We start from the raw sequence: 19,954 nt of genomic DNA, 5'->3' as shown, positions 1-19,954 counted from the left end.
CCGGACCCACCGGCCCGCCCCGCGGACCCCGCACCCCCGGCCGATACGCTCACGGGGTGCAGAAGAACATCCCCGACCCCGGATTCGGCGACGACGACGGCAGCGCCGACCCGGCACTGACCGCGGCCCTGGCGGCCTACGCACGCGACCGCGGTGCCGAGCCGGAACTCTTGGCGGCGCTCGCCGGGGCGCGCGTCCTGGTCCCGGTGGTGGCCGTGCTCGGCGAGACGGAGACCGGCCCCGACGGCCTGCGCCGCGAGAAGACCAGCGACATGGCCGTCCCCACCCTCCAGGCCCCCGACGGCCGCCGGGCCCTGCCCGCCTTCACCTCCATGGACACCCTCCGGCGCTGGCGCCCCGACGCCCGCCCCGTCGCCGTCCCGCTCCCGCAGGCACTGCTGGCCGCCTCCCACGAGCAGGCCGACACCGTCGTCATCGACCTGGCAGGACCGGTCACCTACCAGCTCACCGGCCCCGCCCTGCGCGCGCTCGCCGAGGGCCGTACCAGCGCCGACCCGCTCGCCGACCCGGCCGTCACCGACGCCCTGCGCGCCCTGCTCGACGCCGAGCCGGCGGTGCTGCTGGCCCGTCTCGTGCCGTCCGCGGAGACCGACGCCACCCTCGCCCTCGGCCTCGCCCCCGACGCGGACCCGGCCGGGTCCGCCCAGCGGCTGGCCCGGGCGGTCGCCGCCGACGAGGTGCTGCGCGCCCGGCTCGTGCGCGGACTGGATCTGGCCCTGCTGCCGCCCGGCGCCCCCGGCGACGAGCAGCCGCTCTTCCGGCGCTGACACCCCACCGCCGGGGCCCGTCGCCCGTCGCCGGACCCCGGTCCGCCGACGGGCGGGTTCGTCTCCAGGGCCGCACAATGCGGAGGAGAGCTCAAGATCCACGCGAGGAGAGCCCCCATGGAGAAAACGGAGATCTCGACGGTCTTGACCCGCCCGGTCGTATCCGAGTTCCTCGGCACCCTGCTCCTGGTGTTCTTCGCCGTCGGCTCGGCGGTGCTGGCGGGTGAGTACATCGGCACCTTCGGCATCGCCCTGGCCTTCGGCTTCACCATGCTGGCGCTGGCCTATGCGCTCGGCCCGATCTCGGGCAGCCACCTCAACCCGGCGGTGACCCTGGGCATGCTGCTGGCCCGCCGGATCACGCTGCGCACGGCCGCCGAGTACTGGATCGCCCAGGTCGTCGGCGGCATCGTCGGCGCGGCCCTGCTCTTCCTGGTCGCCAAGCAGGTCCCGGGCCTGCAGACCCACGCGTCCTTCGGCACCAACGGCTGGGGTGACCGCTCGGCGGTGCACCTCAACCTCGGCGGCGCGTTCGTCGCCGAGATGGTGATGACCTTCCTGCTCGTCTACGTGTGGCTGGCGGTCACCCACAAGGTGGCGGTGATCGGCTTCGGCGGCCTGGCGATCGGCCTGACGCTGGCCACCGTCCACCTCATCGGCATCCCGCTCGACGGCACGTCCGTGAATCCGGCGCGCTCCATCGGCCCGGCGCTCTTCGCGGGCGGCGCGGCCATCACCCAGCTGTGGCTGTTCATCGTCGCGCCACTGATCGGCGGCGCCATCGCGGCGGCGGTCCACCAGGTCACCCACCCGGCACACGAGCCCTTCCTCATCGCCGACGAGGCGATGCCGCACGGCGCCCCGACGGAGCCCGGCGAGCCCGTCTGAGGGCCGCCGCCCGCTCTCCGCGTACGAAGGGCCCCGGCCGTGTCCCGGCCGGGGCCCTTCGTGTGCGCTCTCGCCGTGTCCTAGCCGTACACGGGGCCGGTGTACTTCTCCCCGGGGCCCTGGCCAGGCTCGTCCGGCACGACCGAGGCCTCGCGGAACGCCAGCTGCAGCGACTTCAGCCCGTCCCGCAGGGGCGCCGCGTGGTACGAGCCGATCTCGGTGGCGCTGGCGGTGACCAGCCCGGCCAGCGCCTGGATGAGCTTGCGCGCCTCGTCCAGGTCCTTGTGCGCCGCGCCCTCCTCGGCCAGCCCGAGATTGACCGCCGCCGAACTCATCAGGTGCACCGCGACCGTGGTGATCACCTCGACCGCCGGCACCTCCGCGATGTCTCGGGTCATGGCGTCGAAGTCGGGGCTCGCCGGGTTCGGGTCGTCGGGCCGCTGCGGGGTCTGGTCACTCATGTCTCGGGTCTTCTTCCTGCTGAGGGGACGCCTCCAGCCTATGGCCGACGCGCCCGGGCCCCGCGTGCGGGACCGCCCTCGCGCGTGCGAGAGCCCCGTGGTCACCGCACAGGAGTGGGTGCCACCTCTTGACTCGTGTATTCTGGTGTTCCGACCGGCCGGACACGTATGTGACCGGCCCACAAGTGGAGGCTCCGATCTCCCACCCGACCGGCTCTTTCGGCTGGCGGGTCAACGGTCCGGCTGCGCCCCGCGGAGACTTCGCGGCGGTGCTCCAGATCTATGTGGAGCCCCGCCTGTGTCCCGTCCGGGGCATTTTTCATGTACCGCGCGGTTGGTCACACCGAAAAGACGTTACGCGGCAGTCCGCCAGGCCGTCGCGTGGTGCTACCGAGGAGGATCCATCAGCGCCGAGCCCCGCATCAACGACCGGATTCGCGTTCCCGAAGTGCGACTTGTCGGTCCCAGCGGCGAGCAGGTCGGGATTGTTCCGCTTGCCAAGGCCCTTGAGCTTGCTCAGGAGTACGACCTCGACCTGGTCGAGGTGGCGGCGAACGCTCGCCCGCCCGTCTGCAAGCTCATGGACTACGGGAAGTTCAAGTACGAGTCGGCCATGAAGGCCCGTGAGGCGCGCAAGAACCAGGCGCACACGGTCATCAAGGAGATGAAGCTCCGGCCGAAGATCGACCCGCACGACTACGACACCAAAAAGGGTCACGTCGTCCGGTTCCTCAAGCAGGGTGACAAGGTCAAGATCACGATCATGTTCCGTGGTCGCGAGCAGTCCCGCCCCGAGCTGGGCTTCCGGCTGCTGCAGCGGCTCGCGTCCGACGTGGAGGACCTCGGCTTCATCGAGTCGAATCCGAAGCAGGACGGCCGAAACATGATCATGGTTCTCGGTCCGCACAAGAAGAAGACCGAGGCGATGGCCGAGGCCCGAGAGGCGCAGGCCGCCCGCAAGGCGGAGCGCCAGGGTGGAGCCGCCGCGGACCAGTCCGTGGAGGAGCCCGCCGAGGAGCCCGCCGAGGAGCACGCCCAGGCGTGATCCCCGAGGCATGAGTCCCGGCAGCCGCCGAGGCCCCGCCCCGGACATCAATCGATACATCTGACGCTCCCGCTTGTCAGTGCCTGCGGGGGCGCCACTGACGAGGAGAGAACGGCGCATGCCGAAGAACAAGACGCACAGCGGTGCCAGCAAGCGCTTCAAGATCACCGGCTCCGGCAAGGTGCTGCGTGAGCGCGCCGGCAAGCGCCACCTGCTCGAGCACAAGTCGTCCCGCGTGACGCGTCGCCTTTCCGGCAACGCCGAGATGGCCCCGGGCGACGCCGCGAAGATCAAGAAGCTTCTCGGCAAGTGAGTCGCCGCGCCCCACTGACACGAGGGGGCGCGCGACTCGGACCGGGACTCAATCGAACCGGGCCGTGTGACGACAACCACGGCCCCGCTACAAGGAGTTAACAAGTGGCACGCGTCAAGCGGGCAGTCAACGCCCACAAGAAGCGCCGGGCGATCCTCGAGCAGGCCAGCGGCTACCGCGGTCAGCGCTCGCGCCTGTACCGCAAGGCGAAGGAGCAGGTCACCCACTCCCTCGTCTACAACTACAACGACCGCAAGAAGCGCAAGGGCGACTTCCGTCAGCTGTGGATCCAGCGCATCAACGCCGCTGCCCGCGCCAACGGCATGACCTACAACCGCTTCATCCAGGGTCTGAAGGCCGCCAACATCGAAGTGGACCGCAAGATCCTGGCCGACCTCGCGGTGACGGACGCCAACGCGTTCGCCGCGCTCGTCGAGGTCGCCCAGAAGGCGCTTCCGAGCGACGTCAACGCCCCGAAGGCTGCCTGAACTTCAGCCTGACGACGTTGAGCGGACCCGCAGGCCCCGGCCTGCGGGTCCGCCGCTTTTCCGGAGCCGGCGCGCGCCCCCCCCGCGCCACGGTCCCCACCCGCACCGAACCACAGAAGCGAGCCGCCGCCCATGGGCACCCCCGAGCTGATCTCCCCGCGTTCCCCGCGTGTCACCGCCGCCCGGCGGCTGGCCCGCCGCGCCTTCCGCGGCAAGGAATGCCGGTTCATCGCCGAGGGGCCGCAGGCCGTACGGGAGGCCATCGCGCACCGCAGGGACGGGGTGCCCACCCTGATCGAGCTGTTCGCGACCGTCGAGGCCGCCGAGCGGCACACCGAGATCGTCGAGGCGGCGCGCGCCGCCGGGGTGCGGGTGCACTTCGCCGACGACCGGACCGTCGCCGACATCTCGCAGACCGTCACCCCGCAGGGCCTGCTCGGCGTCTGCCACTTCCTCGACTCGCCGTTCGAGGAGATCCTCGCCGCCCGCCCGCAGCTGGTCGCGGTGCTCGCCAATGTCCGCGACCCCGGCAACGCCGGCACCGTGCTGCGCTGTGCGGACGCCGCCGGCGCGGACGCGGTGGTGCTCACCGACGCCTCGGTGGACCTGTACAACCCCAAATCGGTGCGGGCGTCGGTCGGTTCGCTCTTCCATCTGCCGGTCGCGGTGGGCGTCCCCGTCGAGCGGGTGATGGACGGACTGCGCGGTGCCGGGGTGCGGATCCTCGCCGCCGACGGGGCGGGCGACCGCGACCTGGACGCCGAACTCGACACCGGCTCCATGGGCGGGCCCTCCGCCTGGGTCTTCGGCAACGAGGCCTGGGGGCTGCCGGAGGAGACCCGGGCGCTGGCCGACGCCGTCGTGCGGGTCCCGATCCACGGCAGGGCCGAGAGCCTCAACCTCGCGACGGCCGCGGCGGTCTGCCTCTACGCCTCCGCCCGCGCGCAGCGCGGCACCGGCGGCTGCCGGGCGGTGTCACCCGGCTGAGGGGCGTACCCCGGATCCTCGTGGCAGGTGGGGTGTGAGCTAGTAGGCTTGCGTGCCCGGGGGCCCGAAGGGGGTAACGGGGATGAGTGTGAGGACTTCCGGCACCACAGCCACCGCTGACGGCAGACCGTCCGGCGGACCGGAGCGCGCGCCGTCGCCCGCCACGGCCGGCGGCGCGGACGCCCTGGGGGCCGGTCTCGGGATGGACCCCGACGATCTGCCCGACGGCCTGGTGGTCGCCGACGCGGCGGGCCGGGTCGTCTGCTTCAACGCCGCGGCGGCCAGGATCACCGGCATCGCCCCGGGCGCGGCGCTCGGCCGCAGCCTCGAACACGCCCTGCCGCTCCAGGACATCGAGGGCCGCCGCTGGTGGCGGCTCACCGACCCCTACGGCGGGCTGGCCATCCGCCGCGGCCAGCCGGAGCGCAATCTGCTGCTCGGCGGCCGCGAGGTGCTGGTCTCCGCCCGCTATGTCCGCAACGTACCGACCGGCCCCGTCCAGCGGCTGGTGGTCGCGCTGCGCGGCACCGAGGCGCGGCGGCGCACGGAGCTGAGCCACGCCGAGCTGATCGCCACCGTCGCCCATGAGCTGCGCTCGCCGCTGACCTCCGTCAAGGGGTTCACCGCCACCCTCCTGCAGAAGTGGGAGCGCTTCACCGACGACCAGAAGCGGCTGATGCTGGAGACGGTGGACGCCGACGCCAACCGCGTCACCCGGCTGATCGCCGAGCTGCTGGACATCTCCCGGATCGATTCCGGGCGGCTGGAGGTGCGCCGCCAGCGGGTCGACATGAGCGCCGCGGTCCGCCGGCACGTCCAGGCGCAGACCACCGCCGGCCAGCGCCCCGACCGCTTCCTGATCCGGATGCTGGAGCCGCTGCCCGATCTGTGGGCGGACCCGGACAAGGTCGACCAGGTCCTGGGCAACCTCCTGGAAAATGCGGTGCGCCACGGCGAGGGAACCGTCACCATCGAGGTCGGACCGGTATCGGATGCGACCAGCGCGGAGGGGACGAGCGTCACCGTGAGCGATGAGGGCCCCGGCATCCCCGAGGAGTCGATGAGCCGCGTCTTCACCCGTTTCTGGCGGGGTAGCAAGCGCGGCGGCACGGGCCTGGGCCTCTATATCGTCAAGGGCATCGTCGAGGCCCACGGCGGCACGATCACGGTCGGCCGGGCTCCGGCCGGCGGCGCACAGTTCCGGTTCAGCCTGCCCGTCGCGACCCCCGCCTTCATGGCGTGAACGGGGAAAGGCCGCGTAGCGTCCCGCGAAGGGCCGTGGTGGGCGACGGGTGGGAGGGTGCCCCGCAGGGGCTGGGCCCGTCGCGTGGCCCGTCCCCCTTAGACTTGACCTTTGGCACCTTTGGCGCACAGGCATCGCGGGCACACGCGGGCTCGGCAGTCGACCTTTGTGATCGAGGAGCCGAGGCGACGCGAGCCAAGCCAAGCCAGTCCACCGGAAGCACGGGAAGAGATGTCCGCACCCAATAAGTCGTACGACCCTGTCGAGGTCGAAGCCCTGAAACCGGAAGAGATCGCCGCCCGGCTGGACGAGGCGCTGGCCGCCGTCGCCGCCGCGGGCGACCTGGAGGCGCTGCGTGAGGTGAAGGTCGCGCACACCGGCGACCGCTCGCCGCTCGCCCTCGCCAACCGCGAGATCGGCGCCCTGCCCCCGCACGCCAAGGCGGACGCCGGCAAGCGCGTGGGCCAGGCCCGCGGCCGGGTGAACCAGGCGCTCAAGGCCCGCCAGGAGGAGCTGGAGGCGGAGCGCGACGCGCGCGTCCTGGTCGAGGAGGCCGTGGACGTCACGCTGCCCTACGACCGCGTCCCGGCCGGCGCCCGGCACCCGCTGACCACGTTCATGGAGCGGGTCGCGGACGTCTTCGTGGCCATGGGCTACGAGGTCGCCGAGGGTCCCGAGGTCGAGGCGGAGTGGTTCAACTTCGACGCCCTGAACTTCGTGCCCGACCACCCGGCGCGCCAGATGCAGGACACCTTTTTCGTCCAGGGTGCGGGCACCGAGGGTGACGAGTCCGGCGTCGTGCTGCGCACCCACACCTCGCCGGTGCAGGCCCGCACGCTCGTCGACCGCGAGCCGCCGGTGTACGTCGTCTGCCCGGGGCGGGTCTACCGCACCGACGAGCTGGACGCCACGCACTCCCCGGTCTTCCACCAGATCGAGCTGCTCGCCGTCGACGAGGGCCTGACCATGGCGGACCTCAAGGGCACCCTCGACCACATGGTCCGGGCGCTGTTCGGTCCGGACATGAAGACCCGGCTGCGGCCGAACTACTTCCCGTTCACCGAGCCGTCCGCCGAGATGGACATGGTCTGCTACGTCTGCCGTGGCGAGTCCGTGGGCAACCCCGACCGCCCCTGCCGCACCTGCTCCAGCGAGGGCTGGATCGAGCTGGGCGGCTGCGGCATGGTCAACCCCAAGGTGCTCATCGCCTGCGGCGTCGACCCCGAGAAGTACAGCGGCTTCGCCTTCGGGTTCGGCATCGACCGGATGCTGATGTTCCGGCACAACGTGGAAGACATGCGTGACATGTTCGAAGGCGACGTCCGGTTCACCCGGCCGTTCGGGATGGAGATCTGATGCGGGTCCCGCTTTCTTGGCTGCGGGAGTACGTCGACCTGCCGGCGACGGAGACCGGCCGTGACGTACAGGCCAAGCTCATCGCCGTCGGCCTGGAGGTCGAGACCGTCGAGCGCCTCGGCGAGGGCCTGGAGGGTCCGCTCGTCGTCGGCCAGGTGCTGACCATCGAGGAGCTGGAGGGCTTCAAGAAGCCGATCCGCTTCTGCACGGTCGACGTCGGTCAGGCCAACGGCACCGGCGAGCCCCAGGAAATCGTCTGCGGCGCGCGGAACTTCGCCGTCGGCGACAAGGTCGTGGTCGTGCTGCCCGGCGCCGTGCTGCCCGGCGACTTCAAGATCGCCGCGCGGAAGACGTACGGCAAGACCTCGCACGGCATGATCTGCTCCGGCGACGAGCTGGGCATGGGCGACGACGGGGCGCACGGCATCATCGTGCTGCCGCCCGAGTACGAGGTCGGCAGCGACGCCATCGAGCTGCTGGAGCTCGTCGACGAGGTGCTGGACATCGCCGTCACCCCGGACCGCGGCTACTGCCTGTCGATGCGCGGTGTCGCCCGCGAGACCGCCACCGCCTACGGCCTGCCGCTGCGCGACCCGGCGCTGCTCGACGTCCCGCCGCCGAACGCCGGCGGCTACCCCGTCCAGGTCTCCGACCCGCTGGGCTGCGACCGCTTCACCGCCCGGACGGTCGCCGGCCTGGAGCCCGAGGCGCGCACCCCGCTGTGGATGCAGCGCCGGCTCCAGAAGGCCGGGATGCGCCCGGTCTCGCTGGCGGTCGACGTCACCAACTACGTGATGCTGGAGCTCGGCCAGCCGCTGCACGCCTACGACCGGACCACGGTGGCCGGCCCGATCGGCGTCCGGCGGGCGACCCCGGGCGAGCGGCTGACCACCCTGGACGGCACCAAGCGGGTGCTGGACGCGGCGGACCTGGTCATCACCGACAACCGCGGCCCCATCGGGCTCGCCGGTGTCATGGGCGGTGCGAACACCGAGATCGCCGCCGCGGTCGCCGACCCCGGCACCGGCCGGATGCGCGGCACCACCGATGTCGTGATCGAGGCCGCGCACTTCGACGCGCTCTCCATCGCGCGTACGGCCCGCCGGCACAAGCTGTCCTCGGAGGCCGCCAAGCGCTTCGAGCGCGGCGTCGACCCGGAGGCCGCGTCCGCCGCGGCCCAGCGCGCCGTCGATCTGCTGGTGCTGCTCGCGGGCGGCACCGCGGAGGAAGGCGTCACGGAGATCGTCACGCCCCGCGGGCCGCGTACGATCACCGTCTCCGCCGACCACCCGGACAAGGTCGCCGGCGTCGCCTACGGCCGGGAGACCGTCGTCCGCCGCCTCCAGCAGGTCGGCTGCGACGTCTACGGCCAGGACGAGCTGGTCGTCACGGTGCCCTCCTGGCGGCCGGACCTCGGCGACCCCAACGACCTGGCCGAAGAGGTCATCCGGCTGGAGGGCTACGAGAACCTGCCCTCCACCCTCCCGAAGCCGCCGGCCGGCCGCGGGCTGACCGAGCGTCAGCGGCTGCACCGCCGGGTCGGCCGGGCGCTGGCCGGTGCGGGCTACGTCGAGGCGCTGAACTACCCGTTCACCGGCTCGCACGTGCTCGACCAGCTCGGCATCGAGCAGGACGACCCGCGGCGCGCGGCGGTCACCCTCGTCAACCCGCTCTCCGACGAGGAGCCCGACCTCCGCACCACGCTCATCCCGGGCCTGCTGAACGCGCTGCGCCGCAACCACGGCCGCGGCTCGCACGACCTGGCGCTCTTCGAGACCGGCCCGGTCTTCCGGGCGACCGGTGACGAGAAGCCGGCCACCCGGCTGGTCGTCGACCGCCGGCCGACCGATGACGAGATCGCCTCGCTGGACGTCTCGCTGCCCCAGCAGCCGCGGCGCGCCGCCGTGGTCCTCGCCGGGGGCCGCGAGCAGGCCGGCTGGTGGGGCGGCGCACGCCCCGCGATCTGGGCGGACGCCATCGAGGCGGGCCGTACGGTCGCACGGGAGGCCGGGGTCGAGCTGATCATCCGTCAGGACCAGCACGCGCCGTTCCACCCGGGCCGCTGTGCGGCGCTGCTCGCCCTCGTCGAGGGCGAGGAGGTCCTCGTCGGCAACGCCGGTGAGCTGCACCCGCGGGTCATCAAGACGCTGGCCCTGCCGGAGCGCACCTGCGCGATGGAGATCGACCTGGACCGCCTGGAGCGGGCCGGTGCCGGAGCGTTGCGCGCCCCGAAGATCTCGGCCTTCCCGGTCGCGACCCAGGACGTCGCGCTGGTGGTCGAGGACACCGTCCCCGCGGCGGAGGTCGAGAGCGCGCTGCGCGACGGTGCGGGCGAGCTGCTGGAGTCGCTGCGGCTGTTCGACGTCTTCACCGGCGAGCAGCTCGGCGAGGGCAAGAAGTCGCTGGCCTACGCGCTGCGCTTCCGCGCCGCCGACCGGACGCTGACCGCGGAGGAGGCCTCCACGGCCCGTGACGCCGCGGTCGCGACGGCCGTGGAGCGGACCGGGGCGGTGCTGCGCGGCTGAGCGTGGGCGCTGCCCGCGATCGCCGCAACGGCGTGCTGAAGGCCGGGGGCGCAGACGGTATGACCGTCTGCGCCCCCGGCCTTTGTGCTGTGTGACGGGTGGGATTCCGCGAGGCCTGTGGGGCCGGGTGGAGGTGCGGAAGGCGTCCGTGGGGCGGTGGCTGCGGGGCACGGAACCCTGGGGAGACCATCGGATCCGTACACCATCACCCCATCGGGTGAACATGCACACATTGTCCCCAAAGGAACACGGAACGTCGCCAGAATCGGTCGGGTCCGGGCGGCCCGCGTGACCGCGGCGGCGGGTCGCACCGACCCGCTCAACGCCTGCCAGGGGGACCACCGGCGAGGGGGACCATCGGCATGATCCGAACCTGGGCGCGAAGCGGCGTACGCGCCGGGGCGGCACGCGCCCGGCGTGCCGTCGTCTTCGTCCTGCCCGGTCTGTGGGTGCTCGGCGTGGTGGTCTGGGAGCTGTGCCGCCCGACCGGCGGCCAGTCGCTGTCGCTCCTCGCCGCCGCGCCGGCCATCGCCTGCGCGGGCACCGGCCGCCGCAAGTGCGTCCTGATGGGCGGGGTGTGCGCACTGCTCGCGCTGGTGCCGTTCGGCCCGGTGGCGTCCGGGGCCGGGCCGGCCACCCGCGTGACGACCTGCGGGGCGATCCTCGCGGTGATCGGTGCCAGCTATCTGACGGCCGGCCGGCGGCTGCGGCTGTTACGGGACCTGGCGCGCGCCCGGGAGGTCGCCGTCGCCGCCCAGCGGGTGGTGCTGCGGCCGCTGCCGCGCCGGATCGACGGGCTGCTGCTGGCGGCCCACCACCTCTCGGCGAGCGAGGGCGCCGAGGTCGGCGGTGATCTCTACGAGGTCGTGGGGACCCGGCACGGCGTGCGCGCGGTGATCGGGGATGTGCGCGGACACGGACTGGAGGCGATCAGCACGGTCGCCGCGATGCTCGGCGGCTTCCGCGAAGGGGCGCACGACGAGCCCGAACTCGACGGGGTGCTGCGGCGGTTGGAGCGGTCGCACCAGCGGCATCTGCGGGAGCGGGCGGGGGACGGGCGGCAGGCGGGCGGCGGGGAGCCGGCCGGGTGGCTCGCCGAGGAGTTCGTGACGCTGCTGCTGGTGGAGGTGGCCCGGGACGGCTCGGTCACGGCGCTGAACTGCGGGCATCCGTGGCCCTATCGCGTCGGCTGCCAGGAGGTCGCCCCGCTCGCGCGGACCGAGCCGATGCCGCCGCTGGGGCTGTTTCCGCTGCCCGAGGAGCTGACCGCGGTGCGGTGCGGGCGGCTGCGGCCCGGCGAGGGGCTGTTCCTGCACACCGACGGGGCGGCCGACGCACGGGATACGGCCGGGGAGTTCTTCCCGCTGGCGCAGGCGCTGCGCCGCGGCGTCGAGGCGGCCGCGACACCGTGCGGGCTCTCGCCGGCGGGGGTCGTCGGGGAGGTGCGGGCGGCGCTGCTGCGGCATGCGGGCGGGCGCCTGACCGACGACGTGGCACTGGTGATGCTGAGCAACGACCGGGTGCGGGTGCCGGCCGGGGCGACCGGCACCACCACCCCTACGGACGGGCGGCTTCCGCGCTGACCTCCAGGCCCTCCAGCGACGGGAAGGCGACGCCGGTCAGCTCCTCGGACGCCTGCCACAGGCGGCCGGCGGTGACGGCGTCGCTGGCCGCGGCCGTCCTGCCGACCATGGTCGGCGCGCCGCGCATCTCGCCGAGCCCGTCGGGGCCGAGGTAGGAGGCGCCGGGCAGGTCCTGGGTGGCGGCGTAGAGCGTGGGCAGCGCGCCGGCCCGGTTGTCCTGGGCGACCACGCGGTTGCCCACCCGCATCACCAGCCGCCGCAGCGCGCTGGCGTCGGCGCCCTGGAGGTTGGTGGCGGCCCAGCCCGGGTGGGCGGCCAGGGCACGCACGGTGGAGCCCGCAGCGGCGAGGCGCCGTTGCAGCTCCAGGGTGAACAGCAGATTGGCCAGCTTGGACTGGCTGTAGGCGGTGATGGGGCGGTAGGCGCCGGTGAGGTTCAGGTTGTCGAAGTGGATGTGGTTGCCCGGCAGTCGGTGGGCGCCGGACGACACGGTCACCACGCGGTCGGTGACGTGCGGCAGCAGCAGGTTGGTCAGGGCGAAGTGGCCGAGGTGGTTGGTGCCGAACTGCCTCTCGAAGCCGTCCTTGGTGCGCGACTCCGGGATGTTCATGACGCCGGCGTTGTTGATCAGCAGATCGAGCGGGCCCTTCCAGCCGGCGGCGAAGGCGCGCACGGAGGCCAGGTCGGCCAGGTCGAGCCGGCGGACCTCGACGCTGCCGCGGGCGCCCCGCACGGTGTCGGCCGCGGTCTCGCCGCGCCGGGGGTCCCGTACGGCGAGCACGACATGGGCGCCGGCCCGGGCGAGGGCGTCGACGGTGGCGAGGCCGAGACCACTGTTGGCGCCGGTCACCACGGCGGTGCGGCCGGTCTGGTCGGGGAGGTGGGTTGCGTTCCATCGCGGGGTGTGAGCCATGGATTCAATGTAGGCAACGCCAACAATGATGTCAATGTCAACAATGTAGCCAGTGAATACATGGGGGATAGGATGGCGGACATGCACACTCGTCGTTACCACCACGGAGACCTGCGCGCCGCGCTGCTCACCCGCGCCGAGCAGACGCTCCGCGAGAAGGGGCCCGGCGCACTGTCCCTGCGGGAACTCGCCCGCGACCTCGGCGTCAGCCACGCCGCGCCGAGCCGCCACTTCAAGGACAAGCAGGCCCTGCTCGACGCGCTGGCGCTGGCCGGCTTCGAGCGGCTGGAGGCGGCCCTGACCGGATCCCGGCAGGCGGCGGGCGAGGCGTTCGCCGACCGGCTCGCCGCGCTGGTCCGCGCGTACGTGGGCTTCGCCACCGGCAACGCCGAGCTGCTCGACCTCATGTACACCGTCAAGCACGACCCGGCGGCGTCCGAGGCGCTGATCACGGCCGCGCACCAACTGGGCGCGATGGCAGAGGAGATGGTCGCGGCGGGGCAGCGCAGCGGTGAGGTACGCCAGGGGCCCGTCGACAGCATCGCGATGCCGGTGTTCACCACCCTGCACGGCTACGCCAGCTTCGCGGTGAGCAGTGTGCTCTCCCCCGCCGAGGTCGAGTCCGGCCTCGACGCCGTCATCGCGTACATGGTGCGCGGCAGCGCCCCGAGTTGAGGCGCCGGCCCCCTTCACACCCCGTGTGAGGGGCGCTTCACTACGCTCGACTGACGGAGTGGTGAAGTCGACAAGGCCATGAGCTGATGGTCCGTGGGCGGGCCCGGCTCACCGGGAGGCCGGTATGGAGCCCAACACCCTGCTCGACGCGGTTCTCGACGAGGCCGGCATCTCGCACGCGGGACTGGCCGCACGGATCAACCAGCTCGGCCGCCGCCGCGGACTGGCGCTGCGGTACGAACACACCGCGGTGGCCCGGTGGCTGAAGGGCCAGCGGCCGCGCGGGCAGGTACCGGATCTGATCTGCGAGATCCTCGGTGAACGACTGCACCGGCCGGTCGGGCTGGACGACATCGGGCTGAGCGGCCCGGGCGCCCGGCGCAGCGCCGACACCCCGCTCTCCGGCTTCGTCGAGCGGGCCACCGCGCTGTGGCGCTCCGACGAACAGCAGCGGCCGCACATCCTCGACGCGCCCGCGCTGACCGGTACCTCGGCGGTCATCCCCGTATGGGAGTGGGAGAACCCGCCCGAGGACTCCGATGTGTCCCGCGACGGGCTGACGCGCGTCGGCATGGCCGACATCGAGATGCTGCGCGCCGCCCGGACGCACTACGAGACGATGTACCGGAAGGCGGGTGGTATCGCTACCAGAGCACGCATCGTGGGATTCCTCAACTCCGAGGCGGCGCCGCTGCTGCGGGGCAGCTACAGCGATGCGACGGGGCGTCAGCTCCACCGGGCGACCGGCGGACTGGTCGCGGTCGCCGGCATCTGCGCGTACGACTCGGACGCTCTCGGGCTGGCCCAGCGCTACTTCCATCAGGCGCTGCGGCTGGCCAAGGCCAGCGGGGACCGCGGCCTCGGCGCGTATGTGATCGCGCTGCTGGTCAACCAGTCCCTCTTCGTACGGGAATACCGCCAGGCGGTCGCCTTCGCGGAGGCGGCGCTGCGGGCCGCGGGCCCGCAGATCACCCCGGCGCTCGCCGCGGACCTCTACGCGATGCAGGCCAAGTCCTACGCCCGGCTCGGCGACGGCGCCAGCGCGCTGTCGTGCATCCGGCGTGCGGAGGCGGCCGCGGAGCGCATCCGGCCCGGGCAGGAGCCGGCCGAGACGGGCTATGTCCAGCCCGGCCTGGTGAACGTACAGGTGGCGGAGGCGCTGCTGAGCCTGGGTGACCTGCGGGCCGCCCGGGAACAGGCGGACGCCGCCGTCGACACCCCCGCACACGACCGCGGCCGGGTCCACCGGCTGGCCATGCTCACCCATATCGAGCTGCGCCAAGGCGACGCGGACCGGGCCGTGGCCGATGCCGCGCAGATGACGGAGCAGGCTCGGGGCATGGAGTCGCACCGGCTGCGGGACCGGCTGCGGGCGGTGCGCGAGCATCTGGCCAGGACCGGGAGCTCCGCGACGGACGAGGCTGCCGATCTCATCGACGAGGTGCTGCGCGTTCCGCTGTAGGGATTGTCCGCCCGGGCTCGTGTCACCTTGCCGGCACTACAGCGGAAGGTGGCAGTTACGTGCGTTGGAACAATCTCAGCGAAAAGCCCGTCTATGCGAACCCCTGGTTCCGGGTCAATCTGGCCGATGTGGAACTGCCGGACGGCCGTCACCTGGATCACTATCTGATCCGGATGCGGCCCGTCGCCATCGCCACGGTGGTCAACGAGGCCAACGAGGTGCTGCTGCTGTGGCGGCACCGGTTCATCACCGACACCTGGGGCTGGGAGCTGGCCGCCGGTGTCGTCGAGGACGGCGAGGACACCGCGGTGGCGGCCGCCCGGGAGATGGAGGAGGAGACCGGGTGGCGCCCGGGACCCCTCCACCACCTCCTCACCGTCGAGCCGTCCAACGGCCTCACCGATGCGCGGCATCACATCTACTGGTCCGACCACGCCGAGTACACCGGTCCGCCGCAGGACGGTTTCGAGTCCGAGCGGCGGGAGTGGGTGTCGTTGAAGCTGGTGCCCGACATGGTGGCGCGAGGGGAGGTGCCGGCCGCCAACATGGCCGCGGCCCTGCTGATGCTGCATCACATCCGGCTCGGCTGACCGCCGCCGGCCGGTGACCGTGGCCGGCGGTCACCGGCCCGTGGCCTGCCACACCGCCACCGCCAGCGCCGCGAGCCCCGTGAGTGCGGCGAGGGAGGGCAGTGGCCAGCGGGTGCTCTCCAGCTGCGTGATGCGCAGCTGGAGTTCCTCCGCGTCCCGCGCCTGCTGCGCCGAGCGCTGCGCCAGCAGCGCGAGTTGACCGTCGACCCGGGCGTTGCCGACGTCGTGCAGACGTCTCAACTCGGCTAAGTCGGCGATCACCGGATCGGTTCGGGGGTGGGCGGTCACGGTCCGCTCCTCATTCCTTCGTCTCGCGAGTTCGTTGTCCATATACAGAACAGTCAACTGCGCTGCGGCGACGGGCGGGAGCGTGTGCGGAGAGGAGATGCTGGTCCGTGCTTCACACCCCGTGTGAAGTGACCCGGGGTGACGGGCGGTGCGAAGCGTTCGTACGGGGTGTGAATCGCGCACCCCTACCGGGGCCGTTCACACTCTCCCCTGCGCGCCCGCGGGGGCGTTGACTGCAAGGTGCCACGGGGGCCGACGCCGGCGGACGGGCGCCCGCCGGCCCGGGGCCCGCCCGCCGGTTTTCCCCCGAGCGGCGGGCGGGCACCCCACGGGCTCCGTACGCCTGGAACCCCGACCCCGACCCCGACCCCGACCTCGACCCCGGCCCCGACCCCGACCCCGGCCTCCGCCCCGGCGGGCGGGCACCTGGTTCCGGCGGTTGGACTAGCCGCCGTGGCGGCCGCGCCCGCCGGCACGCCCCGCCCCGTGAACGGCGCCGAGGGCCGCCGAGCGCACTCCGTCTCACCTGCGGCCGGGTACCGCGGCACCGGCCTCGGCCAGGGCGATCAGCAGTGCGTCGCGGGCGGGGGAGCGCAACCCACGGGAGTTCTGCGCCAGGGTGCGCACTACGCCGAATCACCAAAGTGCCGCCGCGAGGCCGATCGCACCGGCTGATTCTTGTGGGTCGACCGTAACCTCCCACCATGAGCGAGACTCCCACACCGACTCCCGATGACGCCTTCGAGATGCTGCTTGCCGGCAACCATCGGTTCGTGGTCAGCTCCCCCGAGCACCCGAACCAGGACGCCGCACGCCGCGCCGAGACCGCCCCGGCCCAGAATCCCTTCGCAGTGCTGTTCGGTTGCTCCGACTCCCGCCTGGCCGCCGAGATCATCTTCGATCAGGGGATCGGTGATCTGTTCGTGGTGCGCAACGCCGGCCATGTCGCCAGTGCCGAGGCGCTGGGAAGCATCGAGTACGGCGTGACCGTGCTGGATTGCCCACTGGTCGTCGTACTGGGCCACGACCAGTGCGGGGCCATCGCGGCTGCCCGCACCGCCATCGACGGCGGCCGGGTGCCGGCCGGGTTCGTCCGGGACATCGTCGAGCGGGTCGCCCCGAGCGTGCTGGCGGCCCGCGCCGCCGGAAGCGAGCAGCCCGAAGAGATCCTGACCGAGCACGTCCGGCACACCGTGGACCTGCTGCTGGAACGCTCCCGCGCCCTGGCCGACCGAGTGGCCGCCGGCCGCCTGGCCGTGGTCGGCCTGTCCTACCGCTTGGCCGATGGCACTGCACAACTGGTCGGCTCGCACGGTTTGAGCAGGACTGATCCCGGCCGGTAGAGAGGACCGTGGGCTGCGCAGTGCGGCGGAGCACCGGGGTACGCGCAGGGCCCGTCTTGGGCGTAGCCCCGTCCGGGGCGTCGGGTGTCCGGTTCAGCGGGCGATCGAGATCGCGAAGGGCGTGAACCCGCTGGTCCGGAGCACGTGCGGCACGAACAGTATTGCGGCCTCCGTGGCGCGGGCGGTCTCGATTCCACCGAGATCGGTGATCCACTCCTTGCGCCAGCCGAGGTCGGTGAGGAGTTCGTGGACGGTCTGCTTGGCCTGCGGGTCCTCGCCGGAGAGGAACGCGGTCGGCGGCTGGGTGAGCGTGGCCGGCGCGGTCATCACCGGGAAGAGCATGGTGTTGAGCGTCTTGACGACGCGCGTGTCGGGGAGAGCCTTTTGGAGCTGCTCGGCGAGGCTGGAGCCGGGGTGGAGCAGGTCAGCGGGCAGTCCGTCCGGGCCGTCCACGGTGGCGTTGGAGACATCGATGAGGATCTTGGACCGCAGTTCCTGGCGCAGGGCGACGAGCCGGTCCAGTGAGCCGGCGCCCGGCGTGGCGTTGATGACGATCCTGGCTCTGCGGGCAGCGTCGGCGGCGGTGCCCGGCGTGCGGTCCGCCACCGTCACCTCATGCCCTGCCCGGGTGAGGGCTGCGGCAAGGTTGCCCCCGACGCGGCCGTTTCCGAGAACTGCGATGGTGGTCATGATGTGTTCCTTCCGTGTGCAATTGTGGTGCGCGGTCAGCGCGAAAGGGTGGTGACGGCCTCGGCGTGGATGCCTGGCGCCGTGGCCAGGAAGCTCTCGCTCTGCGGGGTCCAGGGGCGGCCTTGGGCGTCGGAGATCCGTCCGCCGGCTTCGGTGACGACCAGCGCTCCGGGAAGCAGGTCCGCCCGGGCGCCGGCGAACTGCCAGAAGGCGTCGATCCGGCCGGCGGCCACGTTCATCAGGTGCAGGGTTGCGGGCACGGCCGTGCGGACGGTGAGCGCGTCGAAGAGCATTGCGGTGATCGAGGTGCCGACACGTCGCACGACCTTCTCGGCCTCGTCCGGCCGGGCCTGGCTGGTGGCCACGATGCTCAGCGCGAGGTCCGTGGTCCGGGAGACGTGCAGCGACGTGCCGTCGTGGTGGGCGCCCTTGCCGGTGAGGGCGGTATAGGTCTCCCCGGTCAGCGGCAGGTGGACCACGGTGAGGACCGGCTGGTTCTCGCGCACGAGGGTGGCGGTCACCGCCCAATCCGGCAGGGCGTGCAGGTGGTTGATGTTGCCTTCGGCCGGGTCCACGACCCACCATTCGCCGGGCGGCAGCGCCCCGCTGTCGAGCTCGTCCGCCACCCAGCCGGCCTCCGGGCGCAGGTCCATGAGGCGGGGCCGCAGGATGTCCAGGACCGTGTCGTCGTTGGCGGCGAGCGCGCGCATCAGCTCTTCGCGGGTCCGGTGGCGGACCACCTCGCCGAAGCGCTCGCGCAGTGCCGTACCCGCCGTACGCACGGCAATCGCGGTCTGGGCGAGCAGGGCGGCGTCGAAGGCGGAGTCGGAGGCGGCAGCGGTCTGAAGGGTTGGGGACATGGTGGTCTCCTGTCTGAGCAGCAGATGAGGCCAACTGGGCGCGAACCGTGCGCTCTTGCGCCCGTTCTCGAAGGTTAGAAGGCGCCATCATTAACCTCAAGTGCATGTAAAACACGGGTAGCATGACTCTCATGCAACTGGATTTGAACCTGCTCGCCGCGCTCGACGCGCTGCTGGAGGAGGGCAGCGTGGCGGGGGCGGCCGCACGCCTGCACGTCACCGCCCCCGCGATGAGCCGGAGCCTGGGCCGGATCCGGCGCACGACCGGGGACCAGATCCTGGTGCGCACCGGCCGCACGATGACCCCGACGCCGTACGCGGTCGCGGTCCGAAAGCAGGTGCACGAGCTGCTGCACCAGGTCCAGGGGGTGCTGGCGCCCAGCCGTGAGCTCGATCTGGCGACACTGGAGCGCACCTTCACCCTCCGCTGGCACGATTCCCTGATCGCCTTGAGCGGCCCCGCACTGCTCGCGGCCGTGCGCGGACAGGCACCGGGTGTGCGGCTGCGCTTCGTCGCGGAGTCGAGCACCGACACCCCGGAACTGCGGCGCGGCGAGGTCGACTTGGAGGCGAACGCCAACCGTCCGACCGCACCGGACATCCATGCCGAGAAGGTGGGCGAGAGTCGCCTCGTCGCCGTGGTGAGGAAAGAGCATCCCCTCACGCGCGTCACAACCGTCACCGCACAGCAGTACGCCGGAGCGGAACACCTCACCGTCTCGCGCCGTGGAAACCTCAGCAACGCCCTCGATGACGCCCTCGCGGGGCTCGGCCTCACCCGCCGCGTGGTGGCGACCGCCCCCACGGAAGCAGCCGCGCTGGAGTTCGCGCGCGGCTCCGACCTCCTGATCAGCGTCCCCGAAGCCACCACGCGCTCCGCGGTCACCCACCTCGGCCTGGTCGTGCTCCCCCTACCGCTCGAACTGCCCTCGGCGCCGGTCTACCTGTCGTGGCATCAGCGCTACGACAGCGACCACGCCCACGCCTGGCTGCGCGGGCTGGCACGAAGCGCGCTCACCCTACGCGGCGCATCGTGACCGACGCTGTCCTGCCGTCTCTGCCCGTACAGTCACGCGACCATCTCCATGCCGCGGGCAACTGTGGTGCGGGCCTGTGGTTTCGCCAGACCGCGGCGGCGGACGCACACGAGCGCTGGGCTCGGTCGCGAAGCCTGGCGGGCGGGCGGGAGTCAGGTAGCCGCGCTCCCGTTACGACGACCGGGTGACGCCGGGAAGCCCGAGGAACTTCGGAACGCCCGCTTTTCCCCAGGCCGTACGGTGAACTCGCGTGTGGGGCCCACTCGTTGGGCCCCCCTGTCGGTCCGGTCGACCTCACGTCATCAAGGCGGTGATGCGTGGCTGAGGAGCTGGTGGGTATTGCGGGAGTCCCGCCGCCTGCAGTTCTGCCACTGGCGCTGCCCCAGGTGAATTCCCCGCGAGGCAGCGCCAGTTGGTGG

The 19,954-nt window shown here is 72.4% G+C and carries 20 protein-coding genes; 15 read left to right on the top strand and 5 right to left on the bottom strand.

The features are described 5' to 3' along the window. Positions 1–56: 56 nt before the first annotated feature. A complete protein-coding gene (locus tag ACQP17_RS07315; protein ID WP_433855523.1) occupies positions 57–788 on the top strand; it encodes an SseB family protein in 732 nt (243 codons plus the stop codon). A gap of 117 nt (positions 789–905) precedes the next feature. Further along, positions 906–1,676: an MIP family channel protein gene (locus tag ACQP17_RS07310; RefSeq protein WP_364877912.1), complete on the top strand. Its 771-nt coding sequence runs from the start codon at positions 906–908 to the stop codon at positions 1,674–1,676. Positions 1,677–1,756: 80 nt separating this feature from the next. Here ACQP17_RS07310 and ACQP17_RS07305 read toward each other — a convergent pair whose 3' ends face one another. After that, positions 1,757–2,137, bottom strand: coding sequence for a DUF1844 domain-containing protein (locus ACQP17_RS07305; protein WP_433855522.1), 381 nt, complete (start codon positions 2,135–2,137; stop codon positions 1,757–1,759). A 334-nt stretch (positions 2,138–2,471) separates the two neighbouring features. Between ACQP17_RS07305 and infC the strand changes: the two genes are divergently transcribed. The 8 genes from infC (at position 2,472) to ACQP17_RS07265 (ending at position 11,677) form a co-directional block, all read left to right on the top strand. Continuing rightward, positions 2,472–3,182 (top strand): translation initiation factor IF-3, encoded by a 711-nt coding sequence (infC, locus tag ACQP17_RS07300; protein ID WP_433855521.1) that lies wholly within the window; start codon positions 2,472–2,474, stop codon positions 3,180–3,182. Between the two features lie 118 nt (positions 3,183–3,300). Further along, positions 3,301–3,495 carry a 50S ribosomal protein L35 gene (gene rpmI, locus ACQP17_RS07295; RefSeq protein ID WP_127150013.1) on the top strand — a complete coding sequence of 65 codons (195 nt, stop codon included), beginning with the start codon at positions 3,301–3,303 and terminating at the stop codon, positions 3,493–3,495. 104 nt (positions 3,496–3,599) lie between these two features. Then, positions 3,600–3,983 carry a 50S ribosomal protein L20 gene (rplT, locus tag ACQP17_RS07290; RefSeq protein ID WP_006607577.1) on the top strand — a complete coding sequence of 128 codons (384 nt, stop codon included), beginning with the start codon at positions 3,600–3,602 and terminating at the stop codon, positions 3,981–3,983. A gap of 132 nt (positions 3,984–4,115) precedes the next feature. After that, positions 4,116–4,970 (top strand): TrmH family RNA methyltransferase, encoded by an 855-nt coding sequence (locus tag ACQP17_RS07285; protein ID WP_364877919.1) that lies wholly within the window; start codon positions 4,116–4,118, stop codon positions 4,968–4,970. Positions 4,971–5,052: 82 nt separating this feature from the next. Beyond that, positions 5,053–6,213: an ATP-binding protein gene (locus ACQP17_RS07280; protein ID WP_433855520.1), complete on the top strand. Its 1,161-nt coding sequence runs from the start codon at positions 5,053–5,055 to the stop codon at positions 6,211–6,213. A gap of 231 nt (positions 6,214–6,444) precedes the next feature. Continuing rightward, positions 6,445–7,569, top strand: a complete 1,125-nt coding sequence (pheS, locus tag ACQP17_RS07275) for a phenylalanine--tRNA ligase subunit alpha (protein WP_189098399.1) — start codon at positions 6,445–6,447, stop codon at positions 7,567–7,569. After that, on the top strand, positions 7,569–10,094 hold the full coding sequence (gene pheT, locus ACQP17_RS07270; protein ID WP_433855519.1) for a phenylalanine--tRNA ligase subunit beta: 2,526 nt from the start codon (positions 7,569–7,571) through the stop codon (positions 10,092–10,094). Before pheS ends, pheT begins: the two co-directional genes overlap by 1 nt. Positions 10,095–10,456: 362 nt before the next feature. Then, positions 10,457–11,677: a PP2C family protein-serine/threonine phosphatase gene (locus ACQP17_RS07265; RefSeq protein WP_433855518.1), complete on the top strand. Its 1,221-nt coding sequence runs from the start codon at positions 10,457–10,459 to the stop codon at positions 11,675–11,677. On the opposite strand, the gene ACQP17_RS07260 is transcribed toward ACQP17_RS07265, so the two are convergent. Then, positions 11,652–12,590, bottom strand: coding sequence for an oxidoreductase (locus ACQP17_RS07260; protein WP_433855517.1), 939 nt, complete (start codon positions 12,588–12,590; stop codon positions 11,652–11,654). The two genes, ACQP17_RS07265 and ACQP17_RS07260, sit on opposite strands and share 26 nt — an antisense overlap. Before the next feature lie 81 nt (positions 12,591–12,671). Here ACQP17_RS07260 and ACQP17_RS07255 point away from each other — a divergent pair, with 81 nt between their 5' ends. The 3 genes from ACQP17_RS07255 (at position 12,672) to ACQP17_RS07245 (ending at position 15,317) form a co-directional block, all read left to right on the top strand. After that, entirely contained in the window at positions 12,672–13,265 is a 594-nt protein-coding gene (locus tag ACQP17_RS07255) for a TetR/AcrR family transcriptional regulator (protein ID WP_433855516.1), read from the top strand. 124 nt (positions 13,266–13,389) lie between these two features. Further along, the gene (locus ACQP17_RS07250) at positions 13,390–14,727 is read left to right on the top strand and encodes a transcriptional regulator (protein ID WP_249637328.1); all 1,338 of its coding nucleotides are present in this window, start codon (positions 13,390–13,392) and stop codon (positions 14,725–14,727) included. Between the two features lie 59 nt (positions 14,728–14,786). Then, on the top strand, positions 14,787–15,317 hold the full coding sequence (locus ACQP17_RS07245; RefSeq protein WP_433855515.1) for an NUDIX hydrolase: 531 nt from the start codon (positions 14,787–14,789) through the stop codon (positions 15,315–15,317). Between the two features lie 30 nt (positions 15,318–15,347). Here the strand turns inward: ACQP17_RS07245 and ACQP17_RS07240 are convergent, their stop codons facing one another. Further along, a complete protein-coding gene (locus ACQP17_RS07240) occupies positions 15,348–15,605 on the bottom strand; it encodes a hypothetical protein (protein WP_364877935.1) in 258 nt (85 codons plus the stop codon). A gap of 704 nt (positions 15,606–16,309) precedes the next feature. Between ACQP17_RS07240 and ACQP17_RS07235 the strand changes: the two genes are divergently transcribed. Continuing rightward, positions 16,310–16,948 carry a carbonic anhydrase gene (locus tag ACQP17_RS07235; RefSeq protein WP_433855514.1) on the top strand — a complete coding sequence of 213 codons (639 nt, stop codon included), beginning with the start codon at positions 16,310–16,312 and terminating at the stop codon, positions 16,946–16,948. A gap of 93 nt (positions 16,949–17,041) precedes the next feature. On the opposite strand, the gene ACQP17_RS07230 is transcribed toward ACQP17_RS07235, so the two are convergent. Both ACQP17_RS07230 and ACQP17_RS07225 read right to left on the bottom strand, forming a co-directional pair. Beyond that, complete coding sequence (locus tag ACQP17_RS07230; protein WP_433855513.1) at positions 17,042–17,638, bottom strand: NADPH-dependent F420 reductase; 597 nt, start codon at positions 17,636–17,638, stop codon at positions 17,042–17,044. 35 nt (positions 17,639–17,673) lie between these two features. Continuing rightward, on the bottom strand, positions 17,674–18,498 hold the full coding sequence (locus ACQP17_RS07225; protein ID WP_433855512.1) for an inositol monophosphatase family protein: 825 nt from the start codon (positions 18,496–18,498) through the stop codon (positions 17,674–17,676). 131 nt (positions 18,499–18,629) lie between these two features. Between ACQP17_RS07225 and ACQP17_RS07220 the strand changes: the two genes are divergently transcribed. Continuing rightward, a complete protein-coding gene (locus ACQP17_RS07220) occupies positions 18,630–19,535 on the top strand; it encodes a LysR family transcriptional regulator (RefSeq protein WP_433855511.1) in 906 nt (301 codons plus the stop codon). Positions 19,536–19,954: the final 419 nt, after the last annotated feature.

The sequence above is a fragment of the Streptomyces kronopolitis genome (assembly GCF_050953795.1).
GTDB classification, from domain to species: Bacteria; Actinomycetota; Actinomycetes; order Streptomycetales; family Streptomycetaceae; genus Streptomyces; species Streptomyces kronopolitis_A.
The sequence above is the reverse complement of the archived record's forward strand: the minus strand, read 5'-3'. Positions and strand labels throughout refer to the sequence as shown.